This window comes from Nocardia flavorosea NBRC 108225 (assembly GCF_001613385.1).
In the GTDB taxonomy this organism is placed as follows: Bacteria; Actinomycetota; Actinomycetes; order Mycobacteriales; family Mycobacteriaceae; genus Nocardia; species Nocardia flavorosea.
Window position 1 is genome coordinate 267,490 of the sequence record NZ_BDCG01000021.1, and the last position, 16,518, is coordinate 284,007.

The window sequence follows — 16,518 nt, forward strand, 5'->3', positions numbered from 1 at the left end:
GGGAGCGGAGCGCCACCACGGGGTGGCTCCGCTGCTGCCGGGTGGACAGCGGGTGAGCGGACGGGGCCTGAGGTGATCGTGGAGCGTGACCGGGCAGGACTGCGGTCGTGTCGGCAGGACCGGGGATGAGCGCGGCGCGGCCGGCGATCGATCTCGGTGGTGTGTACCGGGCCGAGTTCGGCCGCGCGGTGGCCACCATCGCTCGGTTCACCGGTGATGTCGATCTGGCCGAGGATGCGGTACAGGAGGCATTCGCGATCGCGCTGCGTACCTGGGACCGCGACGGCGTCCCGGCGAATCCGGGTGCCTGGATCACCACGACCGCTCGCCGGCGCGCCCTGGACCGGCTACGCCGGGAGTCGGCGCGCCACGGCAAGGAGTACGAGGCCGCCCTGGTGGCGCCGAGCCCCACGGAGACCGAGATGAGCGAACTGCCCGACGACCAGCTGCGGATGATCTTCACCTGTTGTCATCCCGCACTTGCTCCGGAATCCCGGGTGGCATTGACGCTGCGGTTGGTATGCGGGCTACGGACCGCCGAGATCGCGCGAGCGTTCCTGCAAGCGGAGTCGACCGTGGCGCAGCGGATCAGCCGCGCGAAGGCCAAGATCCGGCACGCCGGGATTCCGTTGCGGATCCCGCCTGCGCATCTGCTGCCGGAACGTGCGCCGACGGTGCTGGCGGTGGTGTATCTGCTGTTCACCGAGGGCTACTTCGCGACAGCCGGTCCCGTGGCGGTGCGTGACGAACTGTGTGACGAGGCGCTGCGGGTCGGACGGTTGCTGTGCGCGCTGTTACCGGTCGAGGAGCAGGCCGTGCGGGCGGAGGCGCACGGGCTGCTCGCCCTCATGCTGCTGACAGACAGTCGCCGCTCCCAGCGCCGGGGCGGTGACGGCGAACTGATCCCGCTGGAGGCGCAGGACCGCGCCCGGTGGGATCGTCAGGCGATCCGGGCCGGGCTGAACTGCCTGCTGATCGCGGCCGAGGGCGGCGGGCCGTACCTGGCGCAGGCCCGGATCGCGGCGGCGCACGCCGTCGCGCCGACCTGGGCGGCCACCGACTGGAATGCGATCGTCGCGGCCTACGACGAATTACTCGGCTACACGCCATCACCCGCGGTACAGGTGAATCGAGCCGTCGCTGTGGGCTTCCGCGACCGTCCGGAGGCGGGCCTGCGAGCGCTGGAGGAGGTCACCGACGACAGCCGCGTCGCCGGCGGACAGCCGATCGCGGCCGCACGTGCCGACCTGTACCGCCGGGCCGGGCGCTTCGTCGAGGCAGCACAGAATTACCGGATCGCGCTGGCGGGCGCCGGAAACGATGCCGCGCGCGGATATCTGCGCCGCCGGCTGGCCGAGGTCGAGGACACTTGCCGGGCCGAGGGCGCCGGTCCATCGGCACCGGTCGCGTGAAACAGCGGGGACCGCTCGGAGCGCAGGAATCTCCTGCCAGCAACCGGAACGATCATGGCCGGCCGACTGCACCCAGTGCGTGCGCGGCTGATCGACGGATCCACACGCGGCCCCCCAACACGCGTGCCCGGAGACCAGGTGCACGCCGCCGTCCCCGGCGCCGGCTCGGCCTTCCCGGGCAGCCGGTCCTTGCGCGGCGCCAGGGTATGCCCGTGGTGAAGAGCGCGGCAGACACCTACCTGGCCGAACTCCCCGGCGCCAGGCGGGCCCACGCGACCGTGCTGCGTGATCTGTGCCGGACCGAACTCACCGGCCATTCCGAGGTCATGGCTACGGAATGCCGAACGACCAGTACGCGGGTATCAGCCGGGGCGCGTTCGCCGTGCAGCGCGACTATCTGTCGTTCCACCTTATGCGCGAAGACATCCGGGAGGCCTGCGCGCAATGACCGGCCGATCAGGATATGGGCAAGGGCTGCTTGCGTTTCCGCGGTTCGGCGGGCCCGGACGTAGAGCTGGTCCGGGACCTGCTGCGCGCCGTCGCCGGTCGGCCCGCGGCCGGGTGTGCTGAGGCGTCGGGTCAGCGCCACCAGTCGTCGAGCGGAGTGACCGGTACCGTCCGCTTGTGCCGGGTGTTGCGGAAGAGCGATTCGATCCGCTCGGCCACCTCGGCCGGCACATCCTTGCCCTCGAGGTAATCGTCGATTTCGCTGTAGCGCAGGCCGAGCGCTTCTTCGTCGGGTAGCGCCGGGCGGTCGTCCTCGAGGTCGGCGGTCGGTACCTTCGACCACAGTCGCGACGGTGCGTCGAGTTCCTGTAGCAGTGCGGCGCCCTGGCGTTTGGTCAGACCGGTGAGCGGGGTGAGGTCCACGCCGCCGTCGCCGTATTTCGTGAAGAACCCGGTGACCGCTTCGGCAGCGTGGTCGGTGCCGATCACCAGCAGGTTCTCCTGGCCGGCGAGAGCGTATTGGATCACCATCCGTTCTCGCGCTTTGATATTGCCGCGCACGAAATCGCGTAATTTGCCGACTTTCAGTGCCGAAGCCACCTCGGCCGCCACCGCGTTCGCGCCGGGCCGGACGTTGACCACCACGGATTCATCGGGCGCGACGAAGGTCATGGCGACCCGGGCATCGGACTCGTCGGCCTGTACACCGTAGGGCAGGCGCACGGCGACGAAACGTGCTTCGGCACCGTCGGCGCGCAGTTCCTCGGCGGCCAGCTGGCAGAGCCGTCCGGCGAGTGCGCTGTCCTGACCACCGCTGATACCGAGTACGAAACCCTTTGCGGGCGTGGTGCGCAGGTAATCCTTCAGGAAATCGACGCGGCGGCGCACCTCGTCCTTGGGTTCGATACTCGGCTGTACACCCAGCTCGGCGATGATCTGATCACGCACGTTTCCCATGCCGGACCACTCTACTGCGCCGCCGGTCCGGCGACTCGGCGAACCATGGCTTCCCAGTTGCTCGAGATCTGTTCGCGGCTGTAGCCCAGCGTGCGCAGCTGGTGCAGGACGAGCCCGGCGGCCAATACGCCCAGTAGCGCATCAGCCAGCAGACCGTCGTCGCCGGGCGTATCCGCCTCGCGGAGCAACATCGCCACATGCGTTCTCAGCACCCGGTAGGGCTGGCTCGAGAAGTGCCGTTCCGGGGACCCGAGTTCGGCCGCCCGGTGGAGTTCGCCCTCTACTTCGATATCGAGCAGCCGGGCGCGCCCGAAGGCGATGAGCCGGTCCACCGGCGGGGCACCGGGGCCCAGTGGCGGCGGGCCGAAGATGAACGCTTCCTGGGCCAGGGTTTCGGAATGGTCCAGCAGTGCGTACATGAGCCCGGTGCGGCTGCCGAAGCGGCGGAACACGGTGCCTTTGCCGACACCGGCGCGTCTGGCCAGGGCGTCCATCGTGAGCGCGTCCACACCGTGTTCGCGCACGAGTTCGCGGGCGGCGTCCAGCAGGCGGCGCCGGTTGCGGGCGGCGTCGGCGCGTTCGGCGGGTTCGGTGGTGCCGGGGAGCTGTGGGCCGATCCGGTGGGCCGGCCGGATCGGCTCGGTATGCAGTTCGTCCTCCGGGTACGGCCGGGGCGTTTCGCCGGGGCGCGGGTCGTCCGCCGGGCCCGGGCAGGGTGTGTAGTAGTTCACGGCGGGGGAGGGGCCTCCGGGGAATGTAGCGGACCGTGGTCCGGTTGATCTGGGCAGTGCGATCATCACACAACTAGTACCGCAGGAGTGAATATGAGCCAGACCCGTATCGTCGTCCTCTTCGGCAGCCTTCGCAGCGCCTCCTTCAGTAAGCAGGTCGCCGAGGCCTCGGTCACCACCGCGCCGGAGGGCGTCGACGTCTCCGTGTACGAGGGTATCGGCGATATCCCGTTCTACAACGAGGATATCGATGTACCGGGGTCGGTTCCGGCCGCCGCCGAGGCGCTGCGGGACGCGGTGGGTGCGAGCGACGGCCTGCTGGTGATCACGCCGGAGTACAACGGGACGCTGCCCGCCGTACTGAAGAATGCGATCGATTGGCTGTCGCGGCCGTACGGGGCGGGTGCGATCAAGGACAAGCCGGTCGCGATCCTGAGCGGTTCCATCAGCCCGAATGCCGCCAAGTGGGCGCATGGCGACGCGGTCAAGTCGGTGGGGGTCGCCGGCGGCAAGATCGTCGACGAAGCGCATCTGCATTTCGCGACCTGGGGTGAACGTTTCGGTGCACACCATCCTCGCGAGGATGCCGAGACCGTGCGCGAGCTGAGCGAGGCGCTGCGCGCGCTGGTGAATGCGGCGAGCGGGGAACTCGTCGACGCCTGATCGCACGAGCGAACCCGGCCCGGTGTGCGTGATCGCGCGTGCCCTCCGGTCATGGGGCCGGCGCGTCCGGCTGTGACGGCAGGCCGCCCTGTATACGACGGGGCGGCCTGCTGCTGTGTGTACGGGGCGTGGCTGCCGTGACTGTTCCGGCCGGGTCCTGAGGGTCTGCTGGGGTTGCGGCGACTGGTGTGACAGGCGGTGTTGTTGCGTTTGCTGAAAAGGAACTGACCCCCGGGGTTTGTGATCTGGGCCACGGTGAACTCGGCGTGTCGCAAGGCTGTCCTGCGGCTTACAGCTGTGAAATCACATGGTTGTGACTCGCAACATCTCGTGTTGTTTCGGAATGTCGGCCACTAGGTGTAGTGTCATCGGTACCCGAAGGCGGCGGTGTGCAGAACCCGCCGGCGGCGGGTGGAACCGGCCCGGACGTGGTATTTCAGGGCTGGTCCTCGGAGTTTGCGCAGGATCATCCGATCGTGCCGGCACCGCGCCCCGCAGACGGAACACAACCGGCTGTGGATCAGTCATGCGGAGGGCTCGACCCGGAGGCGGCGGTCCGTCACGACGAGACCGCGAGACACCGCACATTGGCACAGGAGAGAGGGACTCGAATGATCACCGTGTACACCAAGCCCGCTTGCGTCCAGTGCAATGCCACCTACAAGGCTCTCGACAAGGCCGGGGTGGATTATGAGGTCATCGATATCTCCGAGAACGCCGATGCCCGCGACTATGTGATGGCTCTCGGCTACTTGCAGGCCCCCGTCGTCGTCTCCGGTGACGAGCACTGGTCCGGGTTCCGGCCCGATCGCATCAAGGCGCTGGCCACCGTTGCCGCCTGAGCGTGTCAGGCCCGGAGGCGGCAACGCAGTGTAACTACGCAGTGGCCCGCGCTCAGCCGTAACAGGCACGGCGTAGCTGCACCGCGCACCCTATCCGGCCGGGGAACAGGGGAGGTGAAATGTCCGAATCGCATACTTTGGTGTACTTCTCCAGCGCTTCGGAGAACACTCACCGATTCGTCGAGAAGCTGGATATCCCGGCCCTCCGGATCCCCCTGCACACCAGCGCCGAAACGCTGCACGTCGATGAACCCTACGTGCTGATCGTCCCCACCTACGGGGGCGGTCGGCACGTCTTGGGTTCGACTCGCTCCGATAAGGAATTCGTACCGCGCCAGGTCGCCAAGTTTCTCAACGATCGGCACAACCGCGCCCTGTTGCGCGGGGTGATCGCCGCCGGGAACACGAACTTCGGCGACACCTTCTGCTTCGCAGGTGAGGTGATCTCGCGTAAGTGCGGGGTGCCCTACCTGTACCGCTTCGAACTCATGGGAACCGCTGAGGACGTGGCCCGCGTCCGAGAGGGATTGGGATTGTTTTGGCAGCAACAACGACAGCACCAGCAGGTATGACGGCCCGGCTGGAGCAGCCCCCGCAGCGCGAAAGCGTTCCCGGTGAGGTCTTGGACTACCACGCCCTCAACGCGATGCTGAACCTGTACGGGCCCGACGGCGAGATCCAGTTCGACAAGGATCGTGAGGCCGCCAACCAGTACTTCCTGCAGCACGTCAACCAGAACACCGTTTTCTTCCACAATCTCGACGAGAAGCTCGACTACCTCGTCGAGGAGAACTACTACGAACCCGAGGTGCTCGAACAGTACAGCCGGGCGTTCGTGAAGAAGCTGTTCCAGCAGGCCTACGACAAGAAGTTCCGGTTCCCGACGTTCCTCGGCGCGTTCAAGTACTACACCTCCTACACCCTCAAAACCTTCGACGGGAAGCGTTACCTCGAACGTTTCGAGGACCGGGTGTGCATGGTCGCGCTCACGCTGGCCGCCGGTGACGAGGTGCTGGCCGGGCAGCTGGTCGAGGAGATCATCGACGGCCGCTTCCAGCCGGCCACCCCGACCTTCCTCAACTCGGGTAAGAAGCAGCGCGGCGAACCGGTGTCCTGCTTCCTGCTGCGGATCGAGGACAATATGGAGTCCATCGGGCGCTCCATCAACTCGGCGCTGCAGCTGTCCAAGCGCGGCGGGGGAGTGGCGTTGCTGCTCAGCAATATTCGTGAGCACGGGGCCCCGATCAAGAAGATCGAGAATCAGTCCTCGGGTGTTATCCCGATCATGAAGCTGCTCGAGGATTCGTTCTCCTACGCCAATCAGCTCGGGGCCCGGCAGGGTGCGGGTGCGGTGTACCTGCATGCCCACCACCCCGATATCTACCGGTTCCTCGATACCAAACGGGAGAACGCGGACGAGAAGATCCGCATCAAGACCCTCTCCCTGGGGGTGGTGATCCCCGATATCACCTTCGAGCTGGCGAAGAAGAACGAGGACATGTACCTGTTCTCGCCCTATGATGTGGAGCGGATCTACGGTAAGCCGTTCGCCGATATCGACGTCACCGAGAAGTACTACGAGATGGTCGACGACAAGCGGATCCGCAAGTCGAAGATCAAGGCGCGCGAGTTCTTCCAGACCATCGCCGAGTTGCAGTTCGAATCCGGCTACCCCTACATCATGTTCGAGGACACGGTGAACCGGGCCAATCCGATCGCCGGCAAGATCACCCATTCGAACCTGTGCTCGGAGATCCTCCAGGTCTCCACCCCGTCGGTGTACAACGACGATCTCACCTACGCCGAGGTGGGCAAGGACATCTCCTGCAATCTGGGGTCGCTGAACATCGCGAAGACCATGGATTCGCCCGATTTCGCGCAGACCATCGAGACCGCGATCCGGGCACTCACCGCGGTATCCGACCAGACGCATATCTACTCGGTGCCCTCCATCGAACAGGGCAACAACTCCTCGCACGCCATCGGCCTGGGGCAGATGAACCTGCACGGTTTCCTGGCGCGGGAACATATCCACTACGGGTCCGAGGAGGGCCTGGATTTCACCAACATCTACTTCTACACCGTGGTCTACCACGCCATTCGTGCTTCGAATCTGCTTGCGCAGGAACGTGGTACGCACTTCGGTGGGTTCCCGGAGTCGAAGTATGCCAGTGGTGAATACTTCGACAAGTACACCGATCAGGTGTGGGAGCCGAAAACCGATCGGGTCGCGCAACTGTTCGCCGACGCCGAGATCCATATCCCTACCCAGGACGATTGGCGGCAGCTGAAGTCCGCGGTGATGGAACACGGGATCTACAACCAGAACCTGCAGGCCGTCCCGCCGACCGGCTCGATTTCCTACATCAACCATTCCACCAGTTCCATCCATCCGGTGGCGTCGAAGATCGAGATCCGCAAGGAAGGCAAGATCGGCCGCGTCTACTATCCGGCCCCGTACATGACCAACGACAACCTGGACTACTACCAGGACGCGTACGAGATCGGCTACGAGAAGATCATCGACACCTATGCCGCTGCCACCCAGCATGTGGACCAGGGCCTGTCGCTGACGTTGTTCTTCAAGGACACCGCCACCACCCGCGACCTGAACCGCGCCCAGATCTACGCCTGGCGCAAGGGCATCAAAACCCTCTACTACATCCGCCTCCGGCAGATGGCACTGGAAGGTACCGAGGTCGAGGGCTGCGTGAGCTGCATGCTCTGATCCGCCCACGGAACATGTAGTGGCGCGCAACAGATCTCGAAGCTGTTGCGCGCCATTGCTGTTCGTGCGTTCAATCGCCCAGCCATCGTGTCGTGTCGAGACGGAAAGCATTCGGTGCGGCGACGGTGCGTAGGCCGTCCTCCATTGTACGTAGCTGTTGCTCGCCCAGTGTCTGTGCCCACTGCTTACGTAGCCGGTCGAAGATCGCGGCCGAGAGGGCGAGCATCTCGTCTCCGTGTGTGGTGCGGCGAACCAGCCGGCGGCGCGCATCGGCGTGGTCGGCGCCGCGTTCGGCGTAACCGAGGGCGATGAGGCGGTCGACGGTTTTGCCCGCCGCCTGTTTGGAGATGCCGAGCCGGCGGCCGATATCGCTGGCGGTTGCTCCGTCGGGTCCGATCGCCTGCATCGCGAAGCCGTGGGCCGGCCGCGCCTGGGGATGGCCGCGGCGCGCGAGTTCGTCGTGCAGTTCGTCGACGAGTGTGCGGAATCCTGCCAGGAGGAGTAGGGGGAGTTCGTAGCCTGCCCGGAGGCTGTTCATATCTTCCCTGGTCATCGCGCAACCTTGGCTATATCGACAACCTGGTTTACTATCGTTTCGTCAACCATGTTGTCCATATTAGGAGTCGTGATGTTCGACCCGCATACACCCGAGACCGCCCCGGAGGGATCACGCGCAACGATGACGGCAATGGCCGCCGGGGGTGGAGCGGTGCCCGACGCGGTCGCCCGGCTGGCCGCCTCGCCGGAACTGCTGACCGGATTCCTGGATATGACCGCGCGATTCGATCGGTGCACGCTGGAACCGATTCCACGGGAAGTGGTCATCATGACGGTGGCGGTCCACAACGACTGCCATATCTGCATCGCAATACATGCCGGGAAGCTGCGCAAACTCGGCGCGGCGCCGGAACTGGCCGCCGCCCTGCGTGAGAAACGTGCACTCGACGACGAGCACCTCGACGCGGTCCGGGTGTTCACCCTCGCGGTGATGGCCACCGCTGGAGCTGTGGACACCCGGTCGATCGAGGCCTTCTTGGCGCACGGTTACACCGAGCGCAATGCGCTCGAAGTCGTATTGGGTGTCGGGACCTATACGATCTCGACATTCGCCAACCGGCTGGTCAGGGCTGCGTAAGGCGGTGTGTCCGTGGGGAACGGGTATCCGGTTCGCTCGGTAGGACCCGATCGCTGATCGCGCACAAATGTCGATAGCATTCGATAGCATCAAGCGCTATCCTGGGGTGCATGACGCGGACAATCAGCCAAGCCGAGCTACGCAACGGCAGCGCGGGCGTTATGGACGCGCTGGAAGCGGGGGAGGATTTCGTCGTCACCCGCAACGGACGACCTGTCGGTGAACTGCGCCCCATCACCGTGCGGAACAACCTGACGACGGTCGAGCTGAAGAAGCGATTGGCCAGGTTTGCGGGTGCGAACGCCATCGATGAACGTGCCGAGATCGACGCCGCATTCGGAGAGGACAGGCTGGATGACTGAACCGGGTGCGAAGTTCCGCCACCCCGTCGGCCTGCTGGATACCTGTGTCCTCATCGACTTGCCAACCATCGTGGATGTGGGCCTCCCGATCCAATCGAAAATCAGCACGGTGACGCTTGCAGAGCTGGGCCTCGGCGTGGCTGTGGCCTCCGGTGCGGCGACGCTTGCGCTCCGTACCGAACGACTCTTCGAGATCGAGCACGCTTTCGACGCATTGCCGTTCTGTGCGACGGCGGCGCGCCGATTCACCTCGATGGCAAAATTGGTGATTGCGGCCGGACGGAATCCCAAGCCTCGCAAAATGGACCTGATGATCGCTGCCATCGCCTCATCCAACGATCTGCCGTTGTTCACCCGTAATGCGGACGACTTCAAAGGGCTGGATCCGTTGCTGACGGTGGTCCCGGTGTGAAAGGTCAGGGACGGAGCGATTGCCCGATGTAGTGTCGGTCGAGAACCGGCCGGCCGAAGGGCGGTGCGGCGGAGGATGATCGAGGGGCACAGTGGCCGAAACCGCACCGGTATTGCCGGTAACCGAATATCAGTTGGAGGGTGTCCGGTGCGCAGTGTGCGACAGTGGGCCCGCCGACAGCACGGAGGCCGTGGTGTTCGTGCACGGCAACCCGGGGCCGATGGACGATTGGGCGGAGCTGATCCCCGCGGTGGCGGGATTCGCGCGGGCGATCGCCATGGATATGCCCGGTTTCGGGCGATCGGAGCGGCCGCGTACTTTCGAGCACAGCATTGCGGGGCATGCGCGATATCTCGGCCTGCTACTCGACCACCTGGGTGTTGAGCGCGCACATCTCGTTCTGCACGATTTCGGTGGGCCGTGGGGTTTGCGGTGGGCCCTGGACCATCGTGACCGGCTGGCCGGGTTGGTCCTGATCAACACCGGTGTACTCGACGGCTACCGCTGGCACCGGTACGCAAAGATCTGGCAGACACCGGTACTGGGCGAACTTTTCCAGCTGGTGAGTAATAAGCGTGCCATGCATATCGCCCTGAACCGCGACAATCCCGTACCGCTGCCGGACTCTTATATCGACCGGGTCGATCGATACGCGGACCGGGCGCACAAGAGGGCAGTCCTCAAGCTCTACCGCAATTCCCGCGACCCGGTCAGCGCATTCCCGGAAATGGACACCGATATCGCGGGATGCGATCTGCCGGTTTGTGTGATCTGGGGCGACGGTGACCCCTATGTCCCGGTTCGGTTCGCGCGGTTGCAGCGAAACTACTTCCCCGATGCCGAAATACATATTCTCGAAGGCCTTGGTCACTGGCCATTCATCGACGATCCGCAGGCCGTTCGCACCCCGTTGACAGCGTTTCTCCGTACACACATGCGCGCATGAATCCACCCCTCTGCCCCTGTCGCTGAGGCCGGACGACCGGGACCGGCCTACCACGTCGGCATCCACCCGGGGATGGGCTTCTCGTGGAATTTCGCCGGTCTCGGCGCGGAAGTGGCCTCCTCTCCACGGGATCCAGTCGCCGGCGATCACCCAGAACACCGCACACCGGAGTCCCCTCGCCGCCGACCACCTGCGCCGCATCCACGCCGTGCGGGCCCACGGACCCTACCGCCTATCCGGCTAGGTGCTACGGCGGACTCATCGCGCATACCGTGGCGGTACTACTGCAGCAGCAGGGCGGCGGGCGGAGTTGCTGGGCATGCTCGACTCGTCGGAGATACCGGTTACCTCGGCGTGCGGATGTCCCGGCCCGTCCGGAAGACCCGGCTTCTCCAGTCTCGTAGGCGTCGCCGCTCAGGACAGTGCCGGAAGCACTTCTCGTTCCAGGAGTTCGATACCGCTGGTGTCGTAGGCCGCTTCCGGGAAGTTGAAGATGGCGTAGCCCAGGCCGCGATCGCGGACGGCGGACAGTTTCTCCACGATCTGCTCCGGGGTGCCGACGGCGGCACCGCCGGCGGTCAGGTTGTCGAGGTAGGCGCGGGCCTTCTCCGCACCCAGGACCGGGGCGATTCGCGCGGCGTTCTCGGATATGCGCTGTTCGACCTCGGCTTCGGTGGCGCCGATGACGACATTGAAGTTGGCGCTGCGCACGATGGCATCGAAATCCGTGCCGGCATCGGCGCAGTGGTCCCGCAGGATCTCCGATTTGCGGGTGAACTCCTCAGGGTTACCGGCGAAGTTCGTGTAGTTCGCGTACTTCGCGGCGATACGCAGTGTTTTCTTCTCGCCACCCCCGGCGATCCACAGCGGGATCCCACCCTCCTGAAGCGGCAGCGGCCGCACGATCGCGCCGTCCACCCGGTAGTACTTGCCGTCCAGGGTCGCGGTGCCCGAACTCCACGCCTGCCGGAAGATCTGCACGCCTTCGTCCAGCCGCCCCAGTCGCTCCCCGGCGGCCGGGAAGCCGTACCCGTAGGCACGCCATTCGTGCTCGTACCAGCCGCCGCCGATCCCCATCTCGGTCCGGCCGCCGGAGATCAGATCGACGGTCGCCGCGACCTTCGCCAGGTAGGCCGGATTGCGGTAGCTCATCGCCGTACACATCTGCCCCAGCCGCACCCGCGAGGTCGTGGCCGCGAATGCCGACATCAGGCTCCACGCCTCATGAGTGGCTTCCTCGGTGGGTGCGGGCACGGTGTGGAAATGGTCGTACACCCACAGCGATTCCCATATCGGATTCGCATCGGCGCGCGCCGCCAGACCTCGCATCACTTCCCACTGTGCGGCGGGTGCGATACCCACCAGGTCCAGCCGCCAGCCCTGGGGAACGAAGATTCCGAAGCGCACAGCACTCTCCTCCATGGTTCGGGCCCGCGGGCCGCACCGGACATACTCGACCTCTACTCTGTCGGGCGAGCGGCGTCCGGGCAATGATTCCGCGCCGGCCTGCGGAATCGGGCTGTCGCGGGGCCCGGTTCCCGACCTCCGAGGCGACTCGGCCGTTCGGCTGTGCGCGTGTGCAACCTCGGCCCGGTACCCGGTACCGGCCGGGCACCGTTCGTCATGGCGCCGCTTCTTCGGTGGGTAGGACGCGGAATCGGTCGCCGGATCCGGGAACAGTTCATATCGATGCAGTCGTCCGGCAGCGGCTTTCGACCGCAGTAAACCGGCGATTTCGTAGCCGGCCGCGGCAGTAGTCGAGGTCTCGGCGGCCCGGCCCCGGTGCAGTTTTCTGCGGCCCTTGACTACGACGTAGCGTCACACCCCACGCTTGACGGTATGAGGATCAGTGAAATCGCTGCGGCCGCCGCAACCACCCCGCGCGCCGTCCGCCACTATCACCGGCTGGGCCTGCTCCCGGAGCCTGTTCGCCCCGACAACGGCTACCGCGACTACGGCATGGCCGAACTGACCCGGCTCATGCGGATCCGCTGGCTCGCCGACAACGGCCTGCCGCTCGGGGCGGTGGCGGCCGTATTCGCCAACGAGCACGGTGCCTCGGATACCGAGGACCTGCGCGCCGATCTCGCCGCGCTGCACGAGGAGATCACCCAGCGCATCACCCAGCTCACCCGGAAACAGGAAGGTGTGGCCCGGATGCTGGCCGCGGTCGACGCCGGCCGCCGTCTGACCGCCCTCCCGGACGAGGTCGCCGACGCGTTCGACCGGGCCCGCGAGCAGGCCGACGAAACCGAGCTGGCCGCGCTCGACCAGGAACGCGACATGCTGGAGGTCTTCTCCCTCGCCGGTGACACACCCCCCGAAATGTTCACCTGGTTCACCGGCGCCCTCGCCGACCCGGCCGCCCGCACGGGCTACCGCCGGCTGCTGCGCGGCTGGGAACGGTTGCGCGGCCGCCCGGTGGCGCAGTCCGCCGAACTGATCGAGCAGCTGGCGCAGGATATCGCCGGCCTATTGCGACAGCTCGATTTCGACAGAGTGGTCTCGGCGACCGCGGACCTGCCGCACGGCGCGCCGGCGCTGTCGCAGGAGACCCTCGTCCCCGACCCCGCACAACGGCGGGCGGTCCGTCGCGCGATGGAACTGCTGACAGGTACCGGCGGGGGACCGTCGTGACCGGCTTCGCGCGGCTCCTCCGCAACCAGGCCCGGCTGTACACGGGCCTGTGGCTGTGGCTGCGCCGCACCACCGACCGCGACAGCCGCGAACAGCGGCCGCTCACGGCCACTCGCGGCGTCCTCGCCCTGCCGATGGCCTTCCTCGCGGCGACCCTGATCGAAGTGGTCGTATTGCACCTGGTGATCCCCTGGGCATGGCTGAGTATCACACTGGCAGTGGTTTCCGTGTGGTCGCTGGTGTTTCTGTTCGCCGCGGTCGTCGCCGATATCGCTTATCCGCACTATGTCACCGGCCGGGAGGTGGTGCTGCGCCGATCCGGCCGCGTGGTCGCCCGGATACCGTTCGACCGGATCGCGACCGTCGCCGAATCCCGCCGCTACAACCAGACCGCGACCGCGTTCGCGGACAACAGGCTGTTCCTCGCGGGCCCCGACGGCACCACCGCAGACCTGACCCTGCGCTGCCCTGTCACCGTGCATATCGACTCGTTGCTACCCAGTGGCCGCATCGCTGCCGAGACGACCCGGATCAGCCTCTCCCTCGACGACCCCGCGTCGCTGCGTGCCGCGCTGAACCCACCGAACACCGCCGGGATCGTGCCGAACACTCCCGCCGTGCCGGACTCCGCACCGAACACGGTGCCGACCGCGGATATTCAGCCGAGCAGGTAGAAACGCCAGAACCCGAAATCCTCGATCGGCAACACCTCGAACCTTGTGAAGCCCGCTTCGAGCGCGTAGCCGCGTAAGGGCGCGGCCCGCATGACGGTGCCGGTCCCCGCGCTGGGCGGGCTCGACATCCCGTCGGGCAGGCAGACGAACAACCTGAAGCCGTACATCAGCCGTTCCAGATCGTCCCCGCCGGGCGCGAACTCCGGTGCGACTGCCTCGTCCATCACCACCACGGCCCCGCCGGGCCGCAGTGCCCGGCGCGCCGCCGCCAATACCTCGACCGGCCGGGGCATATCGTGCACGCATTCGAACGCGAACGCGATATCGAACCCGCCCGGCGGCAGCTACGCCGCATCCCCGACCGTGAACTCCACGCGGTCCGCCACTCCCGCCGCGGCCGCATTCGCCACCGCATTCCGTACCGGTGGCGCTTCCCCATGCGGCCCGCGGGTGCAGGAGCGGACGCGGCAGTGGCTCGACCAGCACGGTCCCGGCCTGGGTAAACCACACCCGCACCTGGCCGGAAGCCGAACAGTGATCGCGGCGACCCTCGCGCCCGGACCCGGCCGGTGACCCGGCAGACACGCCCGGGAGTGTGAAACGCCGTGTGACGAATGTTGCGATGCCATTATCCCGGCCCGGGGATGTATCCTGCACAAGGATGCGTTCGCATTCATAGACTATTGATCCGGATGAGCGGCGCGCTCCGGCGCGCGGCGGTGACCGAGAAGGAGGTGGTGTTGCAATGCGCAGCGAACCTCCCAGTCGAAGGCCGCGCGGCGCCGTCCTCCCGCGTTTCCGCTAGCGATCTCTGCCGGCGGAGCGGCCCGGTTCGGCGCCTCGCGGTGTGACTTCTATCGAATCACTCGCAAATCAACGCTGTGCCGAGGACTTCTCATGTCGCAGATCGAACTCATCGAAGCGCCGACGACGCTGTCGGAATCCCTCCAGAACGTGGTCGAAAGCCATCGCGTCGACGCCGCGCTGCACTGGCTGGACAATCATCCGCCGCATGTCATCGCCGACGAGCTCGCGCGCATGGACGCGGTCGAGGCCGGTGTGGCATTCCGCCTGCTCGACAAGGATCTGGCACTGGCGGTGTTCGAAGAACTCGAACCCGTCGATCAGCAGCAGATCCTGCAGGGGCTGCGTGACCAGACCTTCCGCGAACTCGTCGAGGGCATGGCCCCCGACGACCGTGCCCGCATGCTCCGCGAAGCCCCCGCCAAGGTGGCGAAGAAGGTGCTGGCCGGGCTGAGCCCCCGGGACCGCCGCATGACCGCCGCCCTGCTGGGCTACCCGGAGGGGTCGGTCGGGCGGTACATGTCGCCCGAAGTGGTGGCGATCCCGGGCACCCTGTCGGTCGCCGATGCGCTGCGGATCGTGCGGATCAAAGGCGAGAACGCCGAAACCGTGTACACCCTGCCCGTGGTCGATTCCGGCCGCCGCCTGCAGGGCATCGTCGAACTGCGGGAACTGGTGCTCACCGGCCCCGACACGATGGTTGCGGACCTGGTGGTCACCGAACCCGCGTTCGTCCGCGCCACCGATTCGGCGGAGAAGGCCGCACGCCTCATGCGCGAAACCAACGACATCAACCTGCCGGTCGTCGACAGCGAGGACCGGCTGGTGGGGTTGCTCACCATCGACGACGCCGTCGAGGTCATCGAAGCGGCCGACAGCGAGGACGTCGCCAAACAGGCCGGTTCGGCGCCGTGGGAGGGCCACTACATGGCGGCGGGCGTTTTCCAGCTCGCCCGCTACCGCGCGCTGTGGTTGATGCTGCTGCTGGTCGCCGCGACCCTCACCGTCAGCGTGACCGGTTTCTTCGAGACCACCCTGGAGCAGGCGGCCCAGCTGGCGCTGTTCATTCCGCTGCTGATCGGTGCCGGCGGTAACGCGGGCGCCCAGGCCGCCACCGCTTGTGTGCGCGCGGTGGCGGTGGGGGAGGTCCGCGGCGGTGACCTGTTCAAGGTGATCTGGCGTGAATGCCGGGTCGGGTTGGTGCTGGGCGGGATGCTGTCTGCTGTGGGCCTGGTGATCGGTGGACTGTTCGTAGGCCCGAAGGTCGCGGTGGTCGTCGCGGTTACGCTGGTCCTGATCTGCGCCTGGGCCGCCACCATCGGCGGCACCATGCCGCTGCTGGCCAAGCGGCTGCGTATCGACCCGGCGGTGGTTTCGGCCCCGATGGTCACCACCCTGGTGGACGCCACCGGGCTGATCATCTACTTCACCACGGCGAAATTGGTCCTGGGAATTTGATACGACGCCCGACTATGCATTACGTAGGGTCCAACCCTATGTAATGCATAGTGGCCGGCGATCCGGGCACCGGGTGCGAGCAGCGCGTTATTGCCGCAGTGCCTGTGGTGATTGCAGCTTCGATCACCTGAGACCCGTCGCTTATCCGCGCTGTGAGACGGTCGCCCAGGCCTCTCGGACGACTTTCAGTGCCGTGCCGGCGATGATGGTTTGCGCAGGGGTCGGCGCCACAGTGCGCTCGGAACCGATGTGGTGTGCGTCCTGGCCATATCCACCTGCCTCCCTTTCCTCAGTGCACTACGTAGGCTAA

Annotated in this window: 16 protein-coding genes and 1 pseudogene; 12 read left to right on the top strand and 5 right to left on the bottom strand. The window is 66.3% G+C overall.

Features of this window, described 5'->3' with window-relative positions; genetic code table 11:
* The first annotated feature begins 125 nt into the window (after positions 1–125).
* Positions 126–1,412, top strand: a complete 1,287-nt coding sequence (locus NFL01S_RS27975) for an RNA polymerase sigma factor (RefSeq protein ID WP_062979280.1) — start codon at positions 126–128, stop codon at positions 1,410–1,412.
* A 579-nt stretch (positions 1,413–1,991) separates the two neighbouring features.
* On the opposite strand, the gene nadE is transcribed toward NFL01S_RS27975, so the two are convergent.
* The gene (nadE, locus tag NFL01S_RS27985; RefSeq protein WP_062979282.1) at positions 1,992–2,816 is read right to left on the bottom strand and encodes an NAD(+) synthase; all 825 of its coding nucleotides are present in this window, start codon (positions 2,814–2,816) and stop codon (positions 1,992–1,994) included.
* 11 nt (positions 2,817–2,827) lie between these two features.
* Complete coding sequence (locus tag NFL01S_RS27990; RefSeq protein WP_371851871.1) at positions 2,828–3,451, bottom strand: TetR/AcrR family transcriptional regulator; 624 nt, start codon at positions 3,449–3,451, stop codon at positions 2,828–2,830.
* A 189-nt stretch (positions 3,452–3,640) separates the two neighbouring features.
* Here NFL01S_RS27990 and NFL01S_RS27995 point away from each other — a divergent pair, with 189 nt between their 5' ends.
* The 4 genes from NFL01S_RS27995 (at position 3,641) to nrdE (ending at position 7,780) form a co-directional block, all read left to right on the top strand.
* Positions 3,641–4,210 carry an NAD(P)H-dependent oxidoreductase gene (locus NFL01S_RS27995; protein ID WP_062979331.1) on the top strand — a complete coding sequence of 190 codons (570 nt, stop codon included), beginning with the start codon at positions 3,641–3,643 and terminating at the stop codon, positions 4,208–4,210.
* Positions 4,211–4,821: 611 nt separating this feature from the next.
* The gene (locus NFL01S_RS28000; protein ID WP_033242116.1) at positions 4,822–5,052 is read left to right on the top strand and encodes a redoxin NrdH; all 231 of its coding nucleotides are present in this window, start codon (positions 4,822–4,824) and stop codon (positions 5,050–5,052) included.
* A gap of 119 nt (positions 5,053–5,171) precedes the next feature.
* Positions 5,172–5,624, top strand: a complete 453-nt coding sequence (gene nrdI / locus NFL01S_RS28005; RefSeq protein ID WP_062979283.1) for a class Ib ribonucleoside-diphosphate reductase assembly flavoprotein NrdI — start codon at positions 5,172–5,174, stop codon at positions 5,622–5,624.
* Complete coding sequence (gene nrdE / locus NFL01S_RS28010) at positions 5,621–7,780, top strand: class 1b ribonucleoside-diphosphate reductase subunit alpha (RefSeq protein WP_062979284.1); 2,160 nt, start codon at positions 5,621–5,623, stop codon at positions 7,778–7,780. The genes nrdI and nrdE overlap by 4 nt, the downstream gene beginning before the upstream one ends.
* Before the next feature lie 70 nt (positions 7,781–7,850).
* On the opposite strand, the gene NFL01S_RS28015 is transcribed toward nrdE, so the two are convergent.
* A complete protein-coding gene (locus NFL01S_RS28015; RefSeq protein WP_062979285.1) occupies positions 7,851–8,333 on the bottom strand; it encodes a MarR family winged helix-turn-helix transcriptional regulator in 483 nt (160 codons plus the stop codon).
* Positions 8,334–8,408: 75 nt separating this feature from the next.
* Here NFL01S_RS28015 and NFL01S_RS28020 point away from each other — a divergent pair, with 75 nt between their 5' ends.
* From NFL01S_RS28020 to NFL01S_RS28035, 4 genes are all read left to right on the top strand, one after another.
* Positions 8,409–8,915: a carboxymuconolactone decarboxylase family protein gene (locus tag NFL01S_RS28020; protein ID WP_062979286.1), complete on the top strand. Its 507-nt coding sequence runs from the start codon at positions 8,409–8,411 to the stop codon at positions 8,913–8,915.
* 110 nt (positions 8,916–9,025) lie between these two features.
* A complete protein-coding gene (locus NFL01S_RS28025; protein WP_062979287.1) occupies positions 9,026–9,277 on the top strand; it encodes a type II toxin-antitoxin system Phd/YefM family antitoxin in 252 nt (83 codons plus the stop codon).
* Positions 9,270–9,689, top strand: a complete 420-nt coding sequence (locus NFL01S_RS28030) for a type II toxin-antitoxin system VapC family toxin (RefSeq protein WP_062979288.1) — start codon at positions 9,270–9,272, stop codon at positions 9,687–9,689. Before NFL01S_RS28025 ends, NFL01S_RS28030 begins: the two co-directional genes overlap by 8 nt.
* A 91-nt stretch (positions 9,690–9,780) precedes the next feature.
* Positions 9,781–10,635, top strand: a complete 855-nt coding sequence (locus NFL01S_RS28035) for an alpha/beta fold hydrolase (RefSeq protein ID WP_062979289.1) — start codon at positions 9,781–9,783, stop codon at positions 10,633–10,635.
* A 414-nt stretch (positions 10,636–11,049) separates the two neighbouring features.
* Here NFL01S_RS28035 and NFL01S_RS28040 read toward each other — a convergent pair whose 3' ends face one another.
* Positions 11,050–12,042, bottom strand: coding sequence for an LLM class F420-dependent oxidoreductase (locus NFL01S_RS28040; protein ID WP_062979332.1), 993 nt, complete (start codon positions 12,040–12,042; stop codon positions 11,050–11,052).
* Between the two features lie 432 nt (positions 12,043–12,474).
* On the opposite strand from NFL01S_RS28040, the gene NFL01S_RS28045 reads away from it, so the two are divergent.
* Both NFL01S_RS28045 and NFL01S_RS28050 read left to right on the top strand, forming a co-directional pair.
* Entirely contained in the window at positions 12,475–13,272 is a 798-nt protein-coding gene (locus tag NFL01S_RS28045; protein ID WP_062979290.1) for a MerR family transcriptional regulator, read from the top strand.
* Positions 13,269–13,946: a hypothetical protein gene (locus tag NFL01S_RS28050; protein ID WP_062979291.1), complete on the top strand. Its 678-nt coding sequence runs from the start codon at positions 13,269–13,271 to the stop codon at positions 13,944–13,946. The genes NFL01S_RS28045 and NFL01S_RS28050 overlap by 4 nt, the downstream gene beginning before the upstream one ends.
* Here NFL01S_RS28050 and NFL01S_RS37200 read toward each other — a convergent pair.
* Positions 13,931–14,347, bottom strand: a pseudogene (locus NFL01S_RS37200) (class I SAM-dependent methyltransferase); the annotation flags it as partial. The gene NFL01S_RS28050 and the pseudogene NFL01S_RS37200 overlap by 16 nt on opposite strands.
* A gap of 496 nt (positions 14,348–14,843) precedes the next feature.
* Here NFL01S_RS37200 and mgtE point away from each other — a divergent pair.
* Positions 14,844–16,208 (top strand): magnesium transporter, encoded by a 1,365-nt coding sequence (gene mgtE / locus NFL01S_RS28065; protein ID WP_062979294.1) that lies wholly within the window; start codon positions 14,844–14,846, stop codon positions 16,206–16,208.
* Positions 16,209–16,518: the final 310 nt, after the last annotated feature.